A 22,740-nucleotide genomic window follows, 5' to 3' on the forward strand; every position below is an offset into this window, starting at 1 on the left:
AACAGAATTATGAAAAGAGTGATAAGAGTTTCTAAAAGCATAGCGGTGGCGATAGGGCTGGTGATCATCAGTTCCTGTGATGATTTCCTGGACGTGAACACCAGCCCCAATAACCTGCCAGCCGCTGAGATTCAGTATATCCTGCCCGGGTCACAGTTGGGAGTGGGGTTTACGTTGGGGAACACCATCCAATTGGTGACCTCCTTGTGGGTGCAGCACATGGCAGGCACCGGCACCCAGTCAGACCCCTATGACCGCTACAACATAGGCCCTAGTGAGATGGACAATGAATGGATAGGCATTTATGCCAACCTGTTGGATGACCTGCAGCAGGTGAAGACCCAGGGCAGGGCAGAGGGTAACTTCGTGCATGCGGGCATGGCGGGCATTCTGCAGGCCTATGTGTGGACCGTGACTACTGATATGTGGGGCGATGTGCCATTTACCCAAGCCCTCAATTTTGATGCAGATCCCACCCCGGCGTATGACCCCCAGCAAAACATCTATGCGGGCATCATCACCATCTTGAACGAAGGTCTTGCTGACTTAGGGAAGACCAATGTGCTTGCATCTTCTGAAGGAGACCTGATCTATGGGGGGAGCGTGGATAAATGGACCAGGATGGCCAATTCACTGAAGCTCAAGCTGTATGTGCAGAGCCGCAAGAAAGACGCCGCCAATGCCACCGCCCGCATCAATGAGTTGATCACCCAAAACAAGTTCATCACCTCTAATGCCGATAATTTCAACGTGCCGTTCTTTGCCTCCTCAGGGGCTCAGAACCCACTGTACCAGTACAATCATTTAACCCGGCCTAATGACTTGATTGCCAGTACGCGGTTTCTTGATTCACTGAATGCGTTGAATGACCCGCGGTTGCCTGTTCTTCTCACCCAGACCAACGGCGCCTACGTGGGGTATGACAACGGAGCCCATACTTTACTCAACTTCACCAATGCCAACCGGTCACGGTGGGGCTTGTATATTGTGGGCAAAGGGCAGACGGCCTCCAATGGAACCATCAACGTGGCGGTGGCCAATGACCAGGCCCCCATGCGCCTGATCACCTCTTACATGGTGTATTACTGGTTGGCAGAGGCGGCGCTCACCCTGGGTACCACCGGTAACCCAGCCACGCTGTACCGCCAAGCGCTGGAGGCCAATTTCAATGACATCTCCACGTTCCTGGGAGCCACTTATACGCCTGCTAACTTTACCGCCAACGGCCAGGCTTACACCAACGCCCGGGTGGCGGCCTTCAACGCCCAGCCCACCACAGAGGGTAAGCTGAACGTGCTCATCCGGGACAAATGGGTTTCCTCGGCGGGCAACTCCTATGAGGCTTACAATGATTACCGGCGCACCGGATACCCAAGGTTGGCGTTGCCGCAGAACGCGCTGGCAGGGGTGAACCGGATTCCCACCCGTTGGCCGTATGCCCTCAATGAGTTGCAGTCTAACAAGGAGAATATCCCGCAAGGGCTGGGTACGTACCCCGCCGGTTTCCTGGTTCCCGTATGGTGGATGCAGTAGTTTTTAGACCTAATTCCTGAAAAAGATATGAAAATCAGAAAGATATACCTTGGGCTCTTGAGCGTGGCGCTCTGGGCGTTCAGTGCCTGTGAAAAGGACGAATATGATGGACTAACGGATCCTGATCCTATTCCGGCGGCGGCCATCACTTTTCCGCAGTCAGTAGAGGCGAACGGGGTGGCCCGCATGGAAGACAACGCCTATATCATCAAACAGAATTCCATTGCGGCGGGGCAGATTTCGGTACAGATCAAGGTGCCCGAGGGCAGAACCATCCAGGAACTGACGAGCGTGACCGGGCAGCGTTTCAGAAGTCCTGCGCCCACCGCGCCTAACTACAGCCCTACGGTGGCTTCAACGGCGGCTAACCTGGCCCCAAACGCCCCTATTACCCGAAACACTGCGGGTAACCTGCCTACCACCCTCACCGGCGCGCCGGGCAACATGGTGACGTATACTCTGTCTTTGGCCAACCTGCCCGCCGTGCTCTCAGATGCGCAGATGCCCACTGTGGCCGTGGGAGACGTGATCCGGCTGTTCTTCCGGGTACGGGTAGACAACACCCAGCAGGAACAGCGCCCTCTGGAGGTGAGAGTCTACATTACCGGTTGAGGTAGGGGAGACCACAAAAGCGGCATCAAACAAAAGCCCAGCAATGACCTGCTGGGCTTTTGTTTGATGCCGCTTTTTTATAAATCGGGTCAGAATCATAATCCCCCTTATCCATGAGTAAAACTGTCTGTAGCGCTTTGCTGGTGCTGTTGTTTGGGCCACTCCAGTTTTTGCAGGCGCAAAGTGACACCACGCTTATCCGTACGCATTTCCGCCAGATCCTGCAGACGCCGGGGTTCCGGCACCACGCTAACCCCGCGGCCCTGAACCAGGTGGCGGATTACGTACATGCTACTTTCCGGAAACATACAGAACGGGTAGAGCGGCAGGTGTTCCAGGTAGACGGGCAGACGTACCAAAATATCATAAGTTCTTTTGGGCCGCAGGAGGCACCACGGCTGATCATTGGCGCGCATTACGATGTCTGCGGAGAACAGGCCGGGGCTGATGACAACGCCAGCGGTACCGTGGGTTTGCTGGAGCTCGCCCGATTGCTCCAAGGTAAATCTTTGCCGTTCAGGGTGGACCTGGTGGCGTACACCCTGGAAGAGCCGCCGCATTTCCGGACCGAGAACATGGGGAGCCACGTGCATGCCAAATCCCTGGCAGACCAGAAGGTCCCGGTTGTAGGCATGTTGAGCCTGGAGATGCTGGGGTATTTCAGGGATGAGAAAAATACGCAGGATTACCCTTTCGCCCCTTTGAAACTGTTCTATGGAAGCCGGGGAAACTACATCACGCTCGTGCGGAAGCCCGGCAACGGCAGGTTTCCCCGCCGGTTCACCCGGCTCTACAAGAAGAACGCACTGGTAAGAACCAAGTCTATCGCGGCACCCGCCTTCATTCCGGGCATTGACTTTTCTGATCACCTCAACTACTGGAAATACCACATACCAGCCCTCATGCTCACGGATACCGCTTTCCTGCGGAACAAGAACTACCATGAGAAAACCGACACCCTGGAAACCCTGGATCTGTCTAGGATGGCCCAGGCGCTGGATGGAGTTTTGAAGACGGTTCTGGCACTTGCGGCGGAGAAGTAAAGCCAACCCCAAGTCATCCTTCGGACCGGTTTACCGTCTGGGCCCAAGTGCCTGCCAAAAGTGAGTCTCCTAAGTGAAAAGGGCCGCAAAGGTTGGTAGAGAAGCTACCTTCCTGCATAGTGCCAAAGTATCACAAGCGCAAAAGGCTGGCAGGAAAAATCCACCAGCCTTTTGCGCTGGTTTTTCAAAAAGTGGCCTGAAATGATCTGGTCGGTTGAGTTCAGGACTGAAGACTCAGGACTCAAGACTCAAGACTCAGGACTTATTACAGGTACTCTTCAATGTCTCCGGCGCCCTGTCTGAGCACTTCGTATTCCTCGTTCTCGCAGTTGACCACGGTAGAGGCCACGTTGTTCCCGAAGCCACCGTCAATGACCATGTCTACCAGGTGGCGGTATTTCTCATAGATGAGTTCCGGATCGGTGGTGTATTCTATGACCTCGTCCTCGTCCCGGATGGAGGTGGACACAATGGGATTGCCCAGTTCCTGCACCAGGGTCAGGGAAATGTTGTTATCCGGGATCCGGATGCCCACGGTTTCTTTCCGTTTGCCACCTATCTTGGGCACTTTGCTGCTGGCCTCCAACACGAAGGTGAAGGGGCCCGGCAAGGCTTTCTTCATCACCTTGTAGGTTTGGGTAGAGATGCGGGCGTAGTCTGAGATGTGGGTGAGGTCATGGCAGATAAACGACAGGTTGGCTTTGGCCGGGTTGATGCCGCGTATCTGGCACAGCCGCTCCACCGCCCGCGCGTTGTGCAGGTCACACCCCAGGCCGTAGATGGTGTCTGTGGGGTAGATCACCAGGCCGCCTTTCCTGAGCACTTCCACGGCTTGGGCTATGGATTTGGGTTGGGGATTGTCTGGATGTATCTTGAGGAAGGTAGCCTGTGCCATATTAACTGAGAGATTGAATGATTGAGAGATTGAATGAATAGGAAAGAAGAGGTTATGCTTTTGGTTGTAGGGTGGAAAACCTGCGTTCTTTCCGGAAATTTCTCTGTGCCATGCCTACGCATACGCTTGAATTAAAATTTGCGTTTTCAAGGCTGATTTCCAAAAGTAGGCCCAAAGCAGCATTTGTCTAAATCAATCTTCGAAATCCCTGATCCAAAGCACCAACATTCCCACATTCAGGCAATCTCTCATTCACTCATTAATTTGTACCTTTGTTGTCTATGTCAGAACAAAACATACCTGTAACGCGCGGTTCCAGAAAGCCGCGGAAACCCCAGAAGACGAGCAAATGGACCTATGTCCTGGTGGTGCTGATGTTCCTCTTCGTGTGCTTCTCGTATTATGCCTACCAGATCGTGTATACCCCCAACGTGGAGAACAAAGGGGAGCCGGTGTACGTGCTCATCCCCAAAGGGGCCACCTATGAGCAGGCCATGGATTCCATTGATGCCAAGAAAGTGATCATTGACCGCCTGTCTTTGCGGTTCATGGCCAAACTTATGGACTACCCTGAGCTGGTGAAACCCGGCCGTTATGAACTGAAAGATGGCCTGACCAACTACAAGCTCATTGCCAAGCTGCGGTCCGGGGACCAGGACCCCGTGAAGCTGACGTACACCAACGTGCGCCTCAAAAAAGACCTGGCCCAGAAACTGAGCACGTTCATTGATGCGTCGCCCGCTGAGATTGACTCTCTGCTCAACAGCCCCTCGTTTACCAAGAAGCTGGGCTTTGACACCACCACCATCCTCACCATGTTCATCCCCAATACCTATGAACTGTACTGGACCACCTCGGCGCCAGACATGATGGAGCGCATGAAAAAGGAATACGACAACTTCTGGACGAAGGAACGCAAAGCCAAAGCAGCGGACCTGGGGCTTACCCAGAAGGAGGTCTCCATTCTGGCCTCCATTGTGCAGGCAGAACAGTCGGTGCACGCAGATGAGCGCCCCCGTATTGCCGGGGTGTACCTGAACCGCCTCAAGCGCAACATGGCCCTGCAGGCTGACCCTACGGTGGTCTTCGCCACGGGCGATTTCACCATCCGGCGCGTGCTCAACGTGCACCTGAAAACGCCTTCGCCCTACAATACTTACTTGAACAAAGGCTTGCCGCCCGGGCCTATCAACCTGCCGTCCAGCACGTCTATCAACGCGGTGCTGAACCCAGAGGAGCATGAGTACCTGTATTTCTGCGCGAAAGAGGATTTCTCGGGTTACCACGCCTTTGCCGTGACGGAAGCCGAGCACAGAAGAAACGCCCAGCGGTTCCACGCAGCCATGAACCAGCGCAACATCATGCGATAGATAGCTGGTTGAAGGCTTGTTTTCTGAAAAGTAGCCTTGAAACAAAGCTTCGGCATCTTTTATTCCTTTCTGGCTAGGGCAGTAAGCAAATCAACAGGGCCCTGCGCATAAGGCTAGGGGGAAAGGTACAATGACCCTCAGGCCGGGGAATTTTCCCTAAAGTGGAGGGAGGGCCGCAGAGCAGTTGGTGTCAGAGATACGGTGGAAGAAAACGCCAAATTACTTACCCGCACCCTTGTACCTACTCAGGCGTTGCCCAAATAGAAGATAATGTTCTGCCAGGCCTGGACCCTGACCTGGCAGGCTGTTGGCCCAAACCGATTCCTTATTTCCCGGTTTCCGTTTTCAGGCATTTTTCAGAAAATCAGGCCTGAACGGGACAGATGATTTTAAAAGAAGAGAACAGTGTTTACATCAGAAGTGCAGATTCGCGTGCGGTACGCTGAAACCGACCAGATGGGCTACGTTTACTACGGAAACTACGGGGCTTACTATGAAGTGGCCCGTACCGAGACGTTCCGGCAGTTGGGCATCAACTACAAAGAGATGGAAGCGCAGGGCGTGATGATGCCGGTGCTGGAGCTGCGCTGCAAATACATCAGGCCGGCGCGCTATGATGATCTGCTCACCGTGAAGCTGCTGCTGAAGGAAAAGCCCAAAGGTGCCCGCATCAAGTTTGAGTACGAGGTGTACAATGAGGCGCAGGAGCTTCTGAATATAGGTGAAACCATGATGGTTTTCGTAGACATGAAAAGCGGTCGGCCCACGGCCATTCCAAAATACATTCATGACAGGGTAGATCCGCATTTCACGGCATGAGTATAAACCAGCAACTGGCCCAGAAACGGTGGTACCGCCACCTGATCGTCTTCCTGAAGCGGCTGCGCTTTGGTGAGGCCCAAGTCTCTGTGTACCATGTGCTCAAGGTCATGATGGACGAACTCAAGATGGATTCGCTCACCAAGCGGTCTTCTTACATGGCGTTCAACTTCACGCTGGCTATTTTCCCTACCATTATCTTCCTGTTCACCCTGATCCCCTACATCCCGGTGGGGCACCTGGACCGCGACATTCTGACCTTGCTGGAGGACATGATGCCCGCTGGGATCTATGACGTGGCCGCCGATACCATAGAGGATATCGTAAACAAGCCCCGGGGAGGGTTGCTGTCTTTCGGTTTTCTCTTCGCGCTGGTGCTTTCCACCAACGGCATCATGAGCCTCATGGACGCCTTTGACAAGAAATACAAGACTTTCCGGCGAAGAACCTATCTGCGCAAGCGGATTATTGCCACCCTGCTCACCGTGGCCTTGGCCCTGATCCTGTTCCTGGCCATTGGCGCCATCTTCTTCGGAACCTATATTCTGGATGCCCTGGTGTTCTATGAGGTAGTGACGGAGTCCTTCACCTACGGGCTTATTGTCTCTGTCAAGTATGTGGCGGTGGTCTTGCTCTTCTTTCTGGCCACCTCCATGATCTATTACTACGTGCCGGCGGTGCATGACAAATGGCCGTTTGTCTCAGCGGGCTCTGTGGTGGCCACGGTGTTGATCTTTCTGGTTTCCTGGTTGTTCTCGCTCTATATAGGCAAGTTTGACTCTTACAACAAGTTCTACGGCTCTATTGGGGCCCTGATAGGTTTGATGGTGTGGCTGGATTTTGTGTGTATGAGCCTGATTGTGGGATTTGAGGTGAACATCAGCATTGACTCGCTCACCAAACGCCTGGAAAAAGGCAAGCTGTCTCCCAAAAAAAAGCGCCGCATTTGAGATCAGGTGCCAAGGCGCTAACCGCTGTAAATCATGGGTTTCTGCTTTTGGGGCGTTTTTGTTATAGGCTTACTTTGGAAAAATTGCGTAAAAAATCGTCTTAGCACTTGACAGATACCGTTTCAACCCTTACTTTTGTGTCACATTTAGAGAGATGGCAGAGTGGTCGATTGCGGCGGTCTTGAAAACCGTTGACCTTTGCGGGTCCGGGGGTTCGAATCCCTCTCTCTCTGCTTGATGAAAGCCCTGTAAGATATTTCTTACAGGGCTTTTTGTTTTTGTTCGGACATATATCGGACAAAGCGATGGTACTCCACCAGTGGTAGCGGCAGGTAGTTTTTTGGGCTGTTTTCTGAAAGGTAAGTACCCATGGGAACATGCCGTTAACAAGGACAGCAAAAGAATGACCACCTCTCACCTAGAACACTTGCTGATACTGCGTCCGCTTCTATAACCGCCAGCTCACCACCCACCACAATGAAGGGGGCTTGGGAGAGGTTTGCAAACCTTTTGGCTAAGTATTTCCTGCCAGATAAACTCTAATTGGTTGGCTTACCCATCCGTCGCCCAATACGCTAGTAAAATTAAGTGGTGTATGCGTTATTCCAGGGGCCTGGTAGAAAAGGAGCACGTAGGTAAGGTAGAGCAGAGGGATAGTTCATTCCAAACAAAACACCTGCCTTGAGTTTACTCCCCATCCTCTTACCCATTCCTCGGCAACATAAAATAGCGCATTCCTTAGTAGGCCTGGGTGTGGTGCCGATCAGACTCCAGGAATTGAATCTGGTTTACTCGCCATTCAACCCGGTTACGTCCTTGAATTTCTCCTTAGCCTGGTGAAGCAGGTTATCCGTGATGGTGACATGGTCAGTGTCCATCGTATTGCCATGGGGAACCTGGAACTGGAGCTTCTCTGCAAAGGGGGCAGGCCGGTTCATCACGAAGGCGGCAGTCTCCTCTGAGTACTTCTCCCGCGCCTGCTCCGCCGTCAGGGTGCCGGTCACGATTTCGTGCATCAGGTTCAGCGCCAGGATGTTGGCCGCCTCCATGTCGCAGCGGGCGGAGACCTCTCCCTTGGTGCGTTCCACCACCACACTGCCGTCGAATTTGGCCAACTCGGTGAACTTCTCCACCGGTACCTGGTAGTCGATCACCTGTTCCAGGGTGTCTGAGTGGGGTTGGGGAAAGTTGTGCGGGATCTCGTCGCGGTAGACAATGGTTCTCTTCCAAGGGCCGTTGTTGTACCAGATGAGCCGGCTGGGGATCGCCTCGTTTGGCGGCCCGTACTTCTGGGTCATCTGTTCGGCGGACTTTCTGGACATGGCGGGCCAATCCTGCGTGATGGCGTTTACCGTACCCATGTCGGCGTAAGACGGGGTGGGTTGTTCCCCTGCCTCCCCAAACGTCTGGGTTTTGATATTGCTCATCATGCCGGTGGCGGCGGTTTTCAGCCTTTTGGCGGGGTTCTGAATAGGGTCTTTTTCTTGCATAAGAATTTGGTTTAATGAAACTTAGGGTAGGCTTGTCTACAGTTGAGGAATAGCTGTGGAAGGTATATCTTGCTTACGGCCAGGGTTTAGCGCTGGTTTAAAAGAAGCCTAACAATTGGAAGGCTTTGGGAGCTGTTTCTTCCACTTCTGTTGATTTGTGTTCCTATGACCCCGTTCTTTGCAGAAACACAGGAGACAACGAGCAGATGGAAAACAGATTGGAACAAGCCTATTCGGCAGAAACCTTCCGCCGGCAAGGGCATGAATTGATTGACATGCTGGCCAATTACCTGGCAGAGGCTTCTACCGATAAAGAAAGTGTAAAAGTTACCCCCTGGCAGCATCCCGACCAGCAATTGGCGTATTGGCAGGAGGACTTCCGGAAGCCCTTGGCAAACCCGCTGGACTTGTTTCAGGATGTCATGGATAAGTCGATCCAGGTGCACCGCAAGCGGTATGTGGGCCACCAGACCACTCCCTCGTTGCCGGTGACCATTTTGTCCTCTGCCATGGTGGCTACCCTGAACCAGGGGATGGGCGTGTACGAGATGGGGATGGTGGGCAACACCTTGGAAAAGGTGATGACTGAATTCCTGGCCCAGAAGTTAGGCTATAGCCAGGAGGCCTCCGGGTTTGTGACCTCGGGCGGGTCTTTGGGAAACCTGACGGCCTTACTGGCAGCCAGGGCCGCTTCTACCAATAGCTGGGAGACTGGCTATGAAGAAGGGCAGAAATTAGCAGTGCTGGTGTCTGAAGAGGCCCATTACTGCATAGACCGGGCGGCTAGGATCATGGGCCTGGGCACCACCGGAATTATCAAGGTACCCGTTAACGAGAAGTTCCAACTGCGCACCGACCTGCTGGAGCAGTATTACCAACAGGCCATCTCCGAAGGCAAACAAGTCATCAGTGTCATTGGCTGTGCCGGCACCACCTCCACCGGCTCTTACGATGATCTGGAAGCCATCGCCGAGTTCAGTGAGCGGCATAACCTGTGGTTCCACGTAGATGGCGCCCACGGAGCCCCGGCGGCTTTTTCCCCAAAATACAAGCACCTCATCAAGGGCATGGAACGCGCCGATTCAGTGGTGGTGGACTACCACAAGATGATGATGACCCCCTCTTTGTCCACTGCCCTGATTTTCAGGCGCGGCAGCGATGCCTACAAGACCTTCTCCCAGCGGGCGCAGTACCTTTGGTCTGAGCAGGAGACGGAAGATTGGTACAACGGCGGCAAGCGGAGTTTTGAATGTACCAAAGCGATGTCTGTGCTCCACGTGTACACCATTTTCAGAACATATGGCGAAGAAGTGTTCCAGGAGAACATTGAACGCGTGTATGGCATGGGCACCGCCTTTGCGGCCATGATCAAGGCGAACCCTAACTTTGAGCTTGCCTATGAGCCGCAATGCAACATTGTATGCTTCAGGCATAAGGCTGAAGGTGACCAAGACAAAGTGAACAAAGAAATCAGAAGGCTTGTGCTGGAAGAAGGCCGTTTCTATATGGTGCAGACCATCCTGAATGGGCAGAGCTATCTGCACGTATCTTTGATGAACCCGCTTACGTCTGAAGGTGAGTTGCAGGAATTGCTTCTGGATATTGAAGAAAAAGCGGCCAGTCTCACCCACCTTTTGGGGTGAGGTTACCGGTCAATCACGTAGAACAGGAAAGAGTTTGGTATGCACGAGGTGATGGTGGTAGGGGCAGGGTTAAGCGGTTTATCGGCTGCTTACTACCTGCAGAAAAAAGGAATCAGGGCGCTGGTGCTGGAGGCCCGGGAAAGATGCGGCGGTAGAATCCTTACCGTGCGGGCCCCAGGGAACAATACCCCCGTAGAAATGGGCGCTACCTGGTTCGCCGACAAACATACCTATCTGAGGCAGTTGTTGCAGGACCTAAACCTACCCACCTTCTATCAATACCAGAAAGGAACCGGGGTGTTTGAAACGCATCCTGCAGAGCCACCGCAATTCTTCCAACTACCTGGAACGGAGGTGCCCTCCTATAGGGTAGCGGGCGGCACCTCCGCTATCATTGAAGCCCTGGAACGGCAGATGGGGCAAGATCAGATTAAGGTAAACTCAGCTCTTGCGGGTGTGGTAGAGCAGAGGGACCATCTAGAGGTGAGGACCCAGCAAGGGGAAACGTTTACCTGCCGACATCTTATCTTGACTTTACCGCCTTATCTGTGCCTGGCGCAGCATCTGACCTTTGAGCCTGCTTTGCCCAAGGGCTTGGTTTCCGTGATGGAGCAGACGCATACCTGGATGGGGGAATCCATCAAGTTTGCCGTGGAGTATCAGCAACCCTTCTGGAAGCAGAAAGGCTATTCCGGCTCGGTTTTCAGCCAGGCAGGAATTATCCAGGAAATGTACGACCACAGCAATGCGGAAGAAACCCGCTTTGCCCTGAAAGGCTTTCTTTCCTCTTCCGCTTCTAAGCTGGAGGAGGAACAGCGGGAGAGTGCTGTCAGGAAACAACTGGTTAAACTACTGGGGGCAGAAGCCGCCCATTATCTTTCCTATACTGAGAAGGTCTGGCAAAAAGAGGAATACACCTTTGCTGAGTACGGGAGGTTTCTCATGCCCCACCAGAATAACGGGCACCCGCTTTATGCCCAACCACTGATGAACGGGAAGTTACATGTAGCAGGCAGTGAGACCTCGCCTTATTTTGGGGGCTATCTGGATGGCGCTGTGTACAGCGGCTTAGCCGTCGCCACCAAAGTAGCGGACAGCCTACGGAAAGAGTAAGTTAGCGCAGGGCTGCTTCCAGGTCCTGCAGCAGGTCCTCGGCGTTTTCAATTCCTACCGACAACCTCAGCAGTCCGTCGGTGATCCCCAGTTCTAACCGCTCGCTTTCCGGCAAGCTGGCATGGGATGATTTTGATGGCTGGCAGATGGTAGAATCCACGCCACCCAGGCTCAAGGCAGGAACAATTAATTGCAGCCGGTTCAGGAAATCCTCTGTTTGGGCCGCGTCTTTCAATACAAACGAGAGCATTCCGCCAAATCCCCCAGGCATCTGCCGGGCCGCAACGCGGTGGTGAGGGTGGCCTGGCAGACCAGGGTAGTACACCTTTGCCACCGCCAGATGGTCCTGCAGCGCTTGGGCCAGTTGAAGGGCACTGGCGTTTTGCCTTTCCACCCGTAACGCCAGCGTCTTTAGGCTTCTCTCTATCAGGTAGCAATCCAACCCGTTCAAACTGCCGCCCAAGTTCACCGCGCTCCTGTAGATGATATCCTTTAGGTGCTGAGACGTAACAACTGCCCCAAAGCATAGATCATGGTGGCCGCCCAGGTACTTGGTCCCGCTATGGAGGACCACGTCAAAACCCAGCAACAGCGGATTCTGGTTCATGGGGGTGGCGAAGGTGCTGTCTACCACTGTCAGGAGGCTGTGCCTTTTGGCTATCGCACTGATCGCCTCCAGGTCCACAATGGAGAGCAGGGGGTTGGAGGGGGTCTCCGAGTAAATGATTCTTGTGTTTGGCTTGATTCTGGATTCAATATGCGCCATGTCTGCGCTGGAGACAAAGTCAAAGGAGATATTGTATTTAGATAATTCTTCTATGGCAAGTTTGGTGGTACCCCCGTAGACTTCCTGCGAAAACAGGACATGGTCGCCGGCCTGGAGAAAGGATAAGAGAACGGTGGAGGTAGCGGCGGCCCCGGAGCTGAAGACCAGGCCCGCCTCCCCGTGCTCTAACCGGCACAGCTTCTCCACAATCGCGTTCTGGTTTTCGGTGTTGTAACTTCTGGGGTACAGGATTTCAGTATGCCCCAGGTACCGGTTGGCGGTGGAGGTATGGATAGGGGTGTTCACCCCCTGGTGCCTGGGTGGGTTGTACACGCAGTCTGTGTCTTTTCTGTACATGGGGCAGGGTTGGCTTATCTTCCATTACCCACCAGAGCCACTGTTGGTTGAAAATGATTTTGTCGTTCAGTCCCGCAGCCCTTGGCAGGTCAGGCATAGGAGGCAGGTGATGCAAACCTTATCTGATATTTTTCTGCTGGCGAAGCGCCTTGCGCATCGTGTCTTCTGTACTATTGGGAGAATTGGGGACATGCTTTTTACCACTATGCCCGTTTTAACAGATGAGGAGCCTTCTTTAAAGTCCTTTCTGCTTTGGCCTAAGAAGCGTTACCTGAAACACCACCTGGTCATTTAAAATTGTAAAAGTGACAGATAAGTGGCTATTTTTAACTTTTGATTTTTGGCTCATTTTTTAAAAAGAGATGATAAACAGGTGGTTAATGGCCTTGTTGCTCCTGGTGTCGCCCTTCTCCTTTGCGCAGGTGCGGGTGGTGACCGAATTAGAGCACGGCTGGACGTTCAAAAAGGGCCCGCACGCGCAGGCGTACCAGGTGGGGTTCAATGACAAGAACTGGCAGAAAGTCACGGTGCCACATGATTGGGCCATCTACGGGCCATTTGACAAAGAGATAGACAAGCAGGTGGTGGCCATTGAACAGAACGGCGAGAAAGTGCCCTCTGAGAAAACCGGCCGTACCGGGGCCTTGCCCTACATCGGCGAAGCCTGGTACCGCAATGAGTTTACCTTGCCTCATTACAAAAAGGGGCAGAAAGTACTGATCGTGTTTGAGGGCGCCATGAGTGAGCCCAAGGTATACCTGAACGGGCAGAAGGTAGGGGAGTGGGGGTACGGGTACAGCTACTTCTACTTTGACGTCACCGATCAGATCCAGGAAGGGAAGAAAAACACGCTAGCCGTGCAATTGACCAACCAGGGGCAGTCCTCGCGCTGGTACCCGGGGGCGGGCTTGTACCGCAAGGTGCAGGTAGTGGTGAAGAACCCTGAGAGCATTGACCAGTGGGGCACGTTTGTCACCACGCCGTTTATCTCCGCAGAACTGGCTAAGGTGAACATTAAAACCAAGGCTTCTGGCAGCAACGTGCGCCTGTTCACCCAGGTGCTGGATGCCAAAGGCAACACCGTGGCCACGGATAGTACGGGCAAGCGCTTCGGGAAAGAGTTCGAGCAGAATCTGGCCGTGCCCAACCCCCAACTCTGGAGCCCTGAGACCCCGTACCTGTATACCGCCGTTTCCAGGTTGTATGTAGGCAAAGAACTCAAAGACGAAGTCTCTACCCGCTTCGGGATACGGGAGATCAGTTATAAATCCACTGTGGGGTTCAGCCTGAACGGGAAGGTGCGCAAGTTCAAAGGAGTCTGCCTGCACCATGACCTGGGGCCGTTGGGAGCCGCCGTGAACAAGGCCGCCCTGCGCCGGCAACTGCAGATTTTGAAAGACATGGGCTGTGATGCCATCCGGAGCTCGCACAACATGCCGTCCCTGGAGCAGTTAGAGCTAGCCGACGAGATGGGGTTCATGTTCCTGGCCGAGAGCTTTGACGAGTGGGCCAAACCAAAGGTGAAGAACGGCTACAACCTGTTCTTTGAAGAGTACGCCGAAAAAGACATTGTGAGCCTGGTGCACGCTACCCGCAACCACCCGTCTATTGTTATGTGGAGCTCGGGGAACGAGGTGCCAGACCAGTGGGGGGCCGAAGGGGTGAAGCGCGCCAAATGGCTGCAGGATATCTTCCACCGCGAGGATCCTACCCGTCCGGTCACCGTGGGCATGGACCAGGTGAAAGCCACCATGGCCTCCGGTTTCGGGGCTCTTTTAGACATTCCGGGCCTGAACTACCGCGTGCACCTGTATGAAGAGGCGTTCAAAGCCTTCCCGCAAGGGATGATTCTGGGCTCAGAGACGGCATCTACCGTGAGTTCGCGCGGCATCTACAAATTCCCGGTAGAGAAAGCGATTGAGAAACAATACCCAGACCTGCAAAGCTCTTCCTATGACCTGGAATACTGCAGCTGGTCTAACCTGCCGGATGATGACTTCGTGCTACAGGACGACAAGCCCTGGGTGATTGGTGAGTTTGTGTGGACGGGCTTTGATTATCTGGGCGAACCCACACCGTATGACAACAAGTGGCCTTCTCGCAGCTCATACTTCGGGATCAATGACCTGGCGGGCTTGCCCAAGGATCGTTTTTACCTGTACCGCAGCCGCTGGAACAAGGACGCCGAGACGCTGCACCTTCTGCCGCATTGGAACTGGGAAGGCCGTGAAGGTCAGACCACTCCGGTGTTCGTGTACACCAACTATGACAGCGCTGAGTTGTTCGTGAACGGAAAAAGCCAGGGCATCCAAAAGAAACACGCCGCCACGCCCCAGAACCGGTACCGCCTCATGTGGATGGACGTGAAATACGAGCCGGGCACGGTGAAGGTAGTCGCCTTCGGGAAAGACGGCAATCCCGTGGCGGAAAGGGAAGTAAAGACCGCCGGCAAGCCGCATAGAATCGTGCTGCAACCAGACCGGACGCAGATCACCGCCGACGGGAAGGACATTTCCTTTGTGACCGTATCCGTGGTAGACAAAGACGGGAATCTTTGCCCCACGGCCACAAACCAACTCAGCTTCCAGGTGAAGGGGAAAGGCAGGTTCCGCGCCGCCTCTAACGGAGATCCTACCTCGCTGGAAATGTTCCATTTGCCCACCATGAAGCTGTTCAGCGGAAAACTGGTGGTGCTGGTGCAAGCCACAGACCAGGCCGGTGACATGGAGTTGTCGGTGAAAGGGAAAGGCCTGCAGACTGGACAGGTAAACCTGAAAGCTGTACGGTAAGTTTAGGGCGTGTTTTCTAGAAAGATGTTAAAATCAGAGTGTACTTGGTGATAAGTTGATCAGGTTATCCCACATAAGAGGGTAGCGAGCCAATAACTTTCATTCTTCTTAGAAGCCCCAGAAAAACCTTTCTAGGTAGAAAGGCTTTTCTGGGGCTTTTTTTAAAAAAGGCACCTAAAACTAAGACATGCCTGCCCATGGCCGGGCCAGGTTTACTATGTAGGTTAGGTCTCAGATCAACTGATGGGTTGTTTTAGTTGATAAATTGTTGTGTGCCAATTAAATACCTACTGGTGGGTATTCTCTTTGTTAGGTTTTATCTGTAGCTAGCAGTAGTTACTGGAAAACTTAAAAAATACAGATATGCCTAGAGGAGTTGTAATTTCCGCAGACCCAGCACCTTTAGTGGAAAGGTGCAAGGGTACCGTTGTTGCTATTGAAAGAGATGATAACATCGGGATTGATATAGGTGTCACCTACGAGTTTAACCGGGGCTCAGGAAACTGCTGTAACAAGCACCCTGGTGACATCATTGAGATCCTCAACAAGTTTGGGGATGGATCAGTCAACATTAGGTGTGAAAAGAAATTCAAAGTGGTGGAGGTTCGGACCGGAGGGAAAGAAGAGGCTACCGGAGTAGAGGAGGAGTCTACCAAAGCTGGAGAAACTACCGGCGGGAAAGAGGCGGTTTAAGTGGAGCTCCTTTTAAGGAAAATTTCCCTTTCTTCACCAGTGCTTCCTTAACTCAACAGAGCCTCCAGGTTTTGTAATGGAAGCAGGGAAGAAGCCTTTCTTGTCAAAAAGGAAACCTAAAGTAGTGCAGGAGGGGTTTCCTGGTTGTTTTCTGAAAAGAACCAGGAAAGCGGGGAGGTTTGCTTGCTCAGCCCTTGAGCCCTTGATCATATTTCGTTTTCCGGTCTGAACTTGAAGAATCAAAGACCATAACACGTTTCAAAGGCATTCTCTACCAAAGCCTTACTGAAAAGAACCGTTCACCGGCCCGGAGGAAAGATGTCTTTTGATGTAAAAAAGACCAGGAAATCTGCCTTTCTTAAGGCAGGGCATGATTTTACATGCTTTTCTTAAGAACAGGCCCTAAATACATGGAGATGTTCAACTCCCCGCGCCTAAGATCAAGCTTTGTAAGACATTAGCCTTTCCTACGCCAGAGGAAGGCAGCAAGTGCCGCCAATTTTTCAGAGAGGGTTACGGTACTATATAAAGGAGTACCCAGGGATCCGTTGGCTTTCCGGCAGATGCCTGAGGCGGGTGGCCTTGTTGGTTAGTTCCTCAAGGAAATCGTTGAAATATTCAGCAGTGCTCTTCCTATCCCAGCCGAACCGTTCCTTAAATAAAGATTCTGGCAAAGTGGTTGTCCAGGTGGTTGCGCATGCCGTTGCGCAGCATCTCCGCCGATCCATGCTCAATAATGTCTACCAGGCCCTTGTGGGAGACAAACTTCCGTACGGCCACGTCTTTGGTCAAAATGCCGCTGCTGTGGGCGTAGTCAAAAACCGGGAGCAGCATTTTCTGGAATTTTTTGAGGGTGGTGTTGCCTGTGATCTCATAGAGCTTGCCGTGGAAATTGATCTCATGCTGGATCTGGAAATGCATGGTGTCTGACAAATCCGGCTCTTTAGAGGCGATTTCCCTTAGTTCCTCCACGTCTTCCTTCGTGACCCGCTCCATGATAAAATCGGCCATGCCGATCTCCAGGACCAGGCGTAGCTCAAAGGCCTCGCGCAGGGTGGCATTGTCCAACACCTGCGGAATCATCCGCTTCTCCAGCAACGCCAACAGGTCTGGGTTAGTGATTACTGCGCCCCGGTGCCGCTTAGACTCAATGAGCCCAATCATGCGCAACCGTAAGAGCGCTTCCCTTACCACCGTGCGGCTTACCCCAAGGCTGCTGGCCAGCTCAATCTCTTTGGGGATGGCGTCGCCTACTTTGAAGTTCTTGTGGATGAGCAGGTCAATGAGGTTCTTCTCCACTCTGTCTACAAGGGAACTGGTGTCTATGGTGTTTATTTTATCAAATAGGTTATCCATTCTTATATGTATGATGTAAGCAGAGGGTAAATCTTTCTTTTTCGCAAAAATACCGAATTGAAGATAAACTTTCTTTAAAATCTTTGAAACTGATGTTAGGAAATTATGAAATTGCTATCTAATTTTATTATGTCATACTTAATGCAACTTAATGGTTCATCCTTCTCAACAAATTCTATTATGACTAAACAACTACTTAAATTCTTATTCTTAGGCATTGGGCTATTTCTTTGCCAAGAACTGTACGCGCAGGCAATAGATGTCACCGGGCGTGTTGTCTCTTCAGAGGACGGTCAGCCCCTTATTGGGGTAAGTGTGGTCCTGAAAGGCACAGCGCAAGGGACGCAGACTAACGTAGAAGGTAAATTCAGCTTAAAGGCCCAAGTAGGAGATGTGGTGCAGTTTACATATATGGGTTATGTTTCGCAGGAGGTGAGGATTGCCGCAAAAAATGCGGTGCTGGAAATCGCCCTAGCCCGGACGGCTACCAAACTGGACGAAGTAGTGGTGGTGGGATATGGTACTCAATCTAGGGAGACCATTACCAGCTCTATTGCAAAAGTAGATAAACAGGTCTTGGAAAGTGTGCCACGCGCCAACGTGGCTAGTGCCCTGCAAGGTACCGTTTCCGGTGTGCAGGTGGTTAATGCCACCGGCCAGCCGGGTGCAGCGCCTTCTATAAGACTAAGAGGGGGAGCTTCAATCAATAACCCGGGGCCCCCACTAGTTATTGTAGATGGAATTATAAGGACTCTGAATGACATACCCACAGATAATGTTGAGTCTATTGAAGTATTGAAAGATGCGGCCGCCACTGCTATCTATGGGGCAAGAGCCAATAATGGGGTGATCCTGGTTACAACTAAGAAGGGGAAAAATGGGGTGGCCCAAGTGTCGTACAAGTTCACCGGGGGTTACAACCAGCGAAGAGAGGGCTACAATTACCTAGGGGCAAGAGACTATATCCATTATACTAGGTTAGGCTACCTGAACTCAGGCAGAACACTGGCGCAGGTAAATTCCTCCAGAGGGCTTGGCTTTCTAAATGATGCCGCCAATTTGGCAAGTTTTGATATCCGTAAACTGGATGGTACCACTCGCGGCCTCCTGACGCAAGGGTGGGAAGCAATGCCAGACCCTTATAATCCTGCCACAGATTCAATTCTCTTCAAAGACCATGGCGGTAAGATAGAGGATCTTGTGTTCCGGGACACTTACACCAAAGAGCATTTCGTGAACGTAGTGGGCGGGAATGATAAAGGGAAATACTTTGCCAGCTTTGGGTATTATGATGAGGATGGGGTCATTGTGGGGTCTCAATACAGACGCTATACTGCCGATGTAAACGGCTCTTACAGAGTAAAACCCAATGTGGAGGTGAGTACCGGTGTAACGCTTTCTACCTCTTCTCAAATTGGGACGGTGGGCGGAGAAGTAAACACGCTTTACCGGAGCCTGGCCATCTGGCCTACCTTTAACCCGTGGCTGGATGAGGCAAAGACGTTGCCAAACCCCGGTAATGGTTCAAGCGACGGGAACCCGCTTTATTGGCTGGGAAGAGTGGTCCAGGATGATGAGTTGAACAGGGTCACGGCCAGCGGTGCGGTCACCTGGGATATATTGCCGGGCTTGTTCTTGAAGGGATCAGGAAGTGCTTATATGGCGGAGAGGAAGAATGAGTATTTCCAGAAATCTACCCAAACCTATACTGATATCTTCGCCAATCCTCAGCGATTTAACACCTCTCGTAACTCTTCCGCTAGTTTACAAAGGGATTTCCAACAACAGTATAGCGCTATTCTAAATTATAGCAAGTCATTTGGCGGAAACCACAATCTGGATGCCACCCTAGGGACAGAGTATTTTGGGGTTAACTCCTTTTCCATGCAGGTATTGGGCCAGAATGCCCCCACTGATGACATTCCTACGGTGAACGCTTCCACTACCTTCAGCCCAGGAAACAATTTCAGCTCTAAATCAGATTACAAAATCATCTCTGCTTTAGGCAGGCTGAATTACAACTATGACGAACGTTACCTTCTTACCATGGTTTTTCGGCAAGATGCAGTTTCCAGCTTAGCTAAAGAGAACAGGGTGGGTTTCTTCCCGGGTATGTCTGCCGGTTGGAATGTGCACAGGGAGGCTTTTTTCCAAAACAGCGGATTGGTCAACTATATCTCTACCCTGAAGCCCCGGGTTAGCTATGGCGTAAACGGGAACGTGGCCGGTTTGGGTAGATATGAGGTGCAGGGTGTTTATGGTCTGCAAACCAATTATGGCGGATCAGCAGGATTTCTTAATACCGGTGTGATTAACACTAACTTAAGATGGGAGAAAAGTAAGACCACTGACGTTGGTCTGGACTTGGGCCTTCTGGACAACAGGGTCAGCTTATTGTTTGATTACTATAATAGGAAAACCAGCGACCTGCTGACAAACCTTACCCTTCCTAGCTATGTTGGTTTTGGATCCTTTAGAACCAACCTAGGGACTTATCAAAATAAGGGTTATGAGTTTGCTTTAGAATCTGAAGTTCTAAGGTCTAAGGCTGGAATAAACCTGACAGTAGGCGCCAATGCTGCCTATGTGAAAAATAAGATTTTGCAGCTGCCATTCAACGGTAATGAAAACAACAGGCAAGGGGGGATCCAAATTTATGACCCAGCTGCTGGCAAAGTTGTTTGGGTTGGCGGACTACAGGAAGGAGGAACCTTAGGAGATATCTACGGCTACAAGCAGGTATCTATCTTCAAAAATGCGGAAGAGGTGGCGACCGTGGCAGGGAAGCGATATGATGCCATTGCCAGGATATCTGGTCCTAACCTTCCGGCAGGCAGCGGTGGGCGCATCACTCCTGGTGACGTGAACTGGCTGGATGTAGACAAAAATGATACAATTGATACAAGAGATCAGGTGCGTTTGGGGAATTATAACCCAAAATGGACCGGTGGTTTCTCTACCAACCTGTCTTACAAAGGCCTCTCTTTGTTTACCCGCTTTGATTTTGCTTTGGGGCATACCATCTACAATGACTTAGTAGCAAGAACTCTAGGTAATTACCAAGGCTCCTTCAACTACATAGACTTGATAAAAGATGCTTGGTCACCTACCAATACGGAGACAGATATCCCTAAAGTATACTTTGCTGACCAAGTTTCTGGCTCCAAGCAAAATTACACCAGGGCTAATAATGGGAACGCGTTCCTGAATGGCAATAACTCAAGGTTCTATGAAAAGGGGGATTACCTTGCCTGCCGCGAGATCACGCTTTCTTATAACCTCTCTCAGGATTTCTTGTCGAAAATAAAGGTGCTATCTCAGGCTAGGGTGTATACCAGTTTCAGCAACCTGTTCTATGTAACGAAATTCAGTGGGCCATCGCCAGAGCCGCCTCTTATCGACGGCAACCCAACCGGTATTTATATGGGTACCTACCCTACGCCAAGGACTGCTATTTTGGGTGTTCAGGTTTCTTTCTAAAGCGATAAACGATTCTAAGCATGAAAAAATATATAAGGTTCATTCTCTCCATCATAAGTGTAGTAACGCTAACGAGCGCCTGTTCAGATGAACTGGACTTAGCGCCTGTCAGTAGTTTAAGTGATGCCAGTTACTGGAAGTCACCTGACCAATTTGATGCCTTCGTCACGGGCGTCCATTCGTCCTTCAGGAGCCATAACTCTAATTTTCAGCGGTTGGGTGAAATGCGCTCAGATATTTTTGGCACGGAGACGCCTTTGGGGCCAACCTTTACTGGAGAGGCTACGCAAGGTTTGGAACGTATGTGGTTACAAACTTTGGATAACAATGATCCGGGGGTGAGTAACTTTGGTGGATTTTATTTTAATATCAACCAGCTAAACCTGCTAATCAATAAACTCACTACTTCAGATATCGTTACTGCCGCCAATAAGGAATATTATCTGGGCATTGCCCACGGCATGCGGGCGTACTACTACTTCCACCTGTTGCGTTCATGGGGCAAAGTGGTGATCCAAACAGAGCCTGTTTTTTCAATTGACGTTTCTAATCTGGCAAAGCCTGCCTCCAGTGAGGAGGAGGTGATGAAGCTCATTAAGGCCGATATTGAAAGCTCAGCCAGCAGTTTTGGCACCAACTATACCTTCAGAAACAACAAAGGCTTCTGGTCTAAAGCCGCCACGTTGATGCTGAAGGCGGAAGTGTACCTGTGGACCAGCTACAGAGGCGGCGGAGGCGGAGATGCCACCATCGCCAAGACCGCACTGACAGATATCCAGACCAACATCCCTTCGCTTGCTCTGCAACCTAACTTTGCTAATGTGTTTGCGACTAAAGGAAATAATGAAATTATTTTTGCCATTCGTTACTTGCTGAATGAGGCCACTATGGGGTTTGTGCCTGGCAGCTTCACGCCGCAAACCAGCTTAATCATAAACTTCTATGACTCCTTGCAGAACAGGAAGTTTGACGTGGGGACTGACAACTGGGGTGGCCTTCTACGGGCGCCAATCAAGGTGTCTACATTCAGAGCATTTGATAATAACGACTCCAGAAAATGGGCAACCATACAGCCCGCCTATAGCAAAGTTGGCGCGAATTACGTCATTGCTGGGGCATTTGTAAAGAAATACCAAGGGGAGCAGAATGCCGGCAGCCGCCAGTATACCAACGATTTTCCTATATACCGGCACGCAGACCTGCTTTTAATGTTGGCAGAGGCTAAAGTGATCTTAGGGGAAGACCCTGCTCCCGAGATTAATAGGGTGCGGCAACGCGCCTTCGGGGCAAACTTCCTCCCGCTGGTACACGGGTATCCTAACCAAGCTATAGACACAAACCCCAAAGAGGCTATTCTTAGGGAACGTTTCCTGGAATTTGTTTTTGAAGGAAAGCGCTGGTATGACTTAAGAAGGATGGGCGATAATTTTGTCTATAAGTACACCACACTTACGCCAGGTCAGTCTTACAAGCTTCTCTGGCCAATAGACCGCACCACTTTGACCAACAACAGGGCTCTTGAGCAAAATCCAGGCTACCCTAAATTTTAGATAAGTGGTGTGATATGAAAGTAAGGGACTATGAAAAGACCTGCGCTTTCATATCACACCACCTTCTTCTTGGTTTAGCGGAATGGGCAGAAGGTAGGGTGTAGACGGCAGAGTTGGTAGCAGTGCTTGCCTACCTGATTAAAGCTCAAGACCTAAAGGTAAATAGAGTGAAAGTAAGTCCACCTAGTACCAGCTCTAGCTTTTTTATTTCCACTTGGCAACAATGGCTTGCGACAGCCATTATAAGTACTTTTGTTTTTGGGCTAGTTTTAGAGAAATAG

At 51.5% G+C, this 22,740-nt stretch carries 16 protein-coding genes and 1 tRNA gene; 13 read left to right on the forward strand and 4 right to left on the reverse strand.

The features are described 5' to 3' along the window. Positions 1–9 precede the first annotated feature (9 nt). The 3 genes from FOE74_RS07590 (at position 10) to FOE74_RS07600 (ending at position 3,188) form a co-directional block, all read left to right on the forward strand. Positions 10–1,533, forward strand: a complete 1,524-nt coding sequence (locus FOE74_RS07590) for a SusD/RagB family nutrient-binding outer membrane lipoprotein (protein WP_149097983.1) — start codon at positions 10–12, stop codon at positions 1,531–1,533. 27 nt (positions 1,534–1,560) lie between these two features. After that, on the forward strand, positions 1,561–2,145 hold the full coding sequence (locus FOE74_RS07595) for a hypothetical protein (protein WP_149097984.1): 585 nt from the start codon (positions 1,561–1,563) through the stop codon (positions 2,143–2,145). A gap of 113 nt (positions 2,146–2,258) precedes the next feature. Continuing rightward, complete coding sequence (locus FOE74_RS07600) at positions 2,259–3,188, forward strand: M28 family peptidase (RefSeq protein ID WP_149097985.1); 930 nt, start codon at positions 2,259–2,261, stop codon at positions 3,186–3,188. A gap of 265 nt (positions 3,189–3,453) precedes the next feature. Here FOE74_RS07600 and FOE74_RS07605 read toward each other — a convergent pair whose 3' ends face one another. Further along, entirely contained in the window at positions 3,454–4,083 is a 630-nt protein-coding gene (locus FOE74_RS07605) for an L-threonylcarbamoyladenylate synthase (protein ID WP_149097986.1), read from the reverse strand. Positions 4,084–4,364: 281 nt separating this feature from the next. On the opposite strand from FOE74_RS07605, the gene mltG reads away from it, so the two are divergent. From mltG to FOE74_RS07625, 4 genes are all read left to right on the forward strand, one after another. After that, positions 4,365–5,453 carry an endolytic transglycosylase MltG gene (gene mltG, locus FOE74_RS07610; protein WP_149097987.1) on the forward strand — a complete coding sequence of 363 codons (1,089 nt, stop codon included), beginning with the start codon at positions 4,365–4,367 and terminating at the stop codon, positions 5,451–5,453. A 405-nt stretch (positions 5,454–5,858) separates the two neighbouring features. Next, positions 5,859–6,272, forward strand: a complete 414-nt coding sequence (locus FOE74_RS07615; RefSeq protein ID WP_149097988.1) for an acyl-CoA thioesterase — start codon at positions 5,859–5,861, stop codon at positions 6,270–6,272. Beyond that, positions 6,269–7,222, forward strand: coding sequence for a YihY/virulence factor BrkB family protein (locus FOE74_RS07620; protein WP_149097989.1), 954 nt, complete (start codon positions 6,269–6,271; stop codon positions 7,220–7,222). The genes FOE74_RS07615 and FOE74_RS07620 overlap by 4 nt, the downstream gene beginning before the upstream one ends. 148 nt (positions 7,223–7,370) lie before the next feature. Next, positions 7,371–7,455: transfer RNA gene (locus FOE74_RS07625), tRNA-Ser, on the forward strand. Between the two features lie 555 nt (positions 7,456–8,010). Here the strand turns inward: FOE74_RS07625 and FOE74_RS07630 are convergent. After that, positions 8,011–8,712 carry a hypothetical protein gene (locus FOE74_RS07630; protein WP_225840721.1) on the reverse strand — a complete coding sequence of 234 codons (702 nt, stop codon included), beginning with the start codon at positions 8,710–8,712 and terminating at the stop codon, positions 8,011–8,013. A gap of 206 nt (positions 8,713–8,918) precedes the next feature. On the opposite strand from FOE74_RS07630, the gene FOE74_RS07635 reads away from it, so the two are divergent. Together FOE74_RS07635 and FOE74_RS07640 are read left to right on the forward strand one after the other, a co-directional pair. After that, positions 8,919–10,355, forward strand: a complete 1,437-nt coding sequence (locus tag FOE74_RS07635) for a pyridoxal phosphate-dependent decarboxylase family protein (protein ID WP_149097990.1) — start codon at positions 8,919–8,921, stop codon at positions 10,353–10,355. 39 nt (positions 10,356–10,394) lie between these two features. After that, positions 10,395–11,468 (forward strand): flavin monoamine oxidase family protein, encoded by a 1,074-nt coding sequence (locus FOE74_RS07640; RefSeq protein ID WP_149097991.1) that lies wholly within the window; start codon positions 10,395–10,397, stop codon positions 11,466–11,468. A gap of 1 nt (position 11,469) precedes the next feature. Here FOE74_RS07640 and FOE74_RS07645 read toward each other — a convergent pair whose 3' ends face one another. Then, positions 11,470–12,591 carry a trans-sulfuration enzyme family protein gene (locus tag FOE74_RS07645; protein ID WP_149097992.1) on the reverse strand — a complete coding sequence of 374 codons (1,122 nt, stop codon included), beginning with the start codon at positions 12,589–12,591 and terminating at the stop codon, positions 11,470–11,472. A gap of 380 nt (positions 12,592–12,971) precedes the next feature. Between FOE74_RS07645 and FOE74_RS07650 the strand changes: the two genes are divergently transcribed. Together FOE74_RS07650 and FOE74_RS07655 are read left to right on the forward strand one after the other, a co-directional pair. Further along, positions 12,972–15,380 (forward strand): DUF4982 domain-containing protein, encoded by a 2,409-nt coding sequence (locus FOE74_RS07650; protein ID WP_225840722.1) that lies wholly within the window; start codon positions 12,972–12,974, stop codon positions 15,378–15,380. A gap of 363 nt (positions 15,381–15,743) precedes the next feature. Continuing rightward, positions 15,744–16,073 carry a hypothetical protein gene (locus tag FOE74_RS07655; RefSeq protein WP_149097994.1) on the forward strand — a complete coding sequence of 110 codons (330 nt, stop codon included), beginning with the start codon at positions 15,744–15,746 and terminating at the stop codon, positions 16,071–16,073. Positions 16,074–16,727: 654 nt separating this feature from the next. On the opposite strand, the gene FOE74_RS07660 is transcribed toward FOE74_RS07655, so the two are convergent. Further along, positions 16,728–17,429, reverse strand: coding sequence for a FadR/GntR family transcriptional regulator (locus FOE74_RS07660; RefSeq protein ID WP_149097995.1), 702 nt, complete (start codon positions 17,427–17,429; stop codon positions 16,728–16,730). A 105-nt stretch (positions 17,430–17,534) separates the two neighbouring features. On the opposite strand from FOE74_RS07660, the gene FOE74_RS07665 reads away from it, so the two are divergent. Both FOE74_RS07665 and nanU read left to right on the forward strand, forming a co-directional pair. Further along, entirely contained in the window at positions 17,535–20,909 is a 3,375-nt protein-coding gene (locus tag FOE74_RS07665) for a SusC/RagA family TonB-linked outer membrane protein (RefSeq protein WP_225840723.1), read from the forward strand. 20 nt (positions 20,910–20,929) lie between these two features. Next, entirely contained in the window at positions 20,930–22,459 is a 1,530-nt protein-coding gene (gene nanU / locus FOE74_RS07670) for a SusD family outer membrane lipoprotein NanU (protein WP_149097996.1), read from the forward strand. Positions 22,460–22,740 lie beyond the last annotated feature (281 nt).

The organism is Rufibacter glacialis (assembly GCF_008271745.1).
GTDB classification, from domain to species: domain Bacteria; phylum Bacteroidota; class Bacteroidia; order Cytophagales; family Hymenobacteraceae; genus Nibribacter; species Nibribacter glacialis.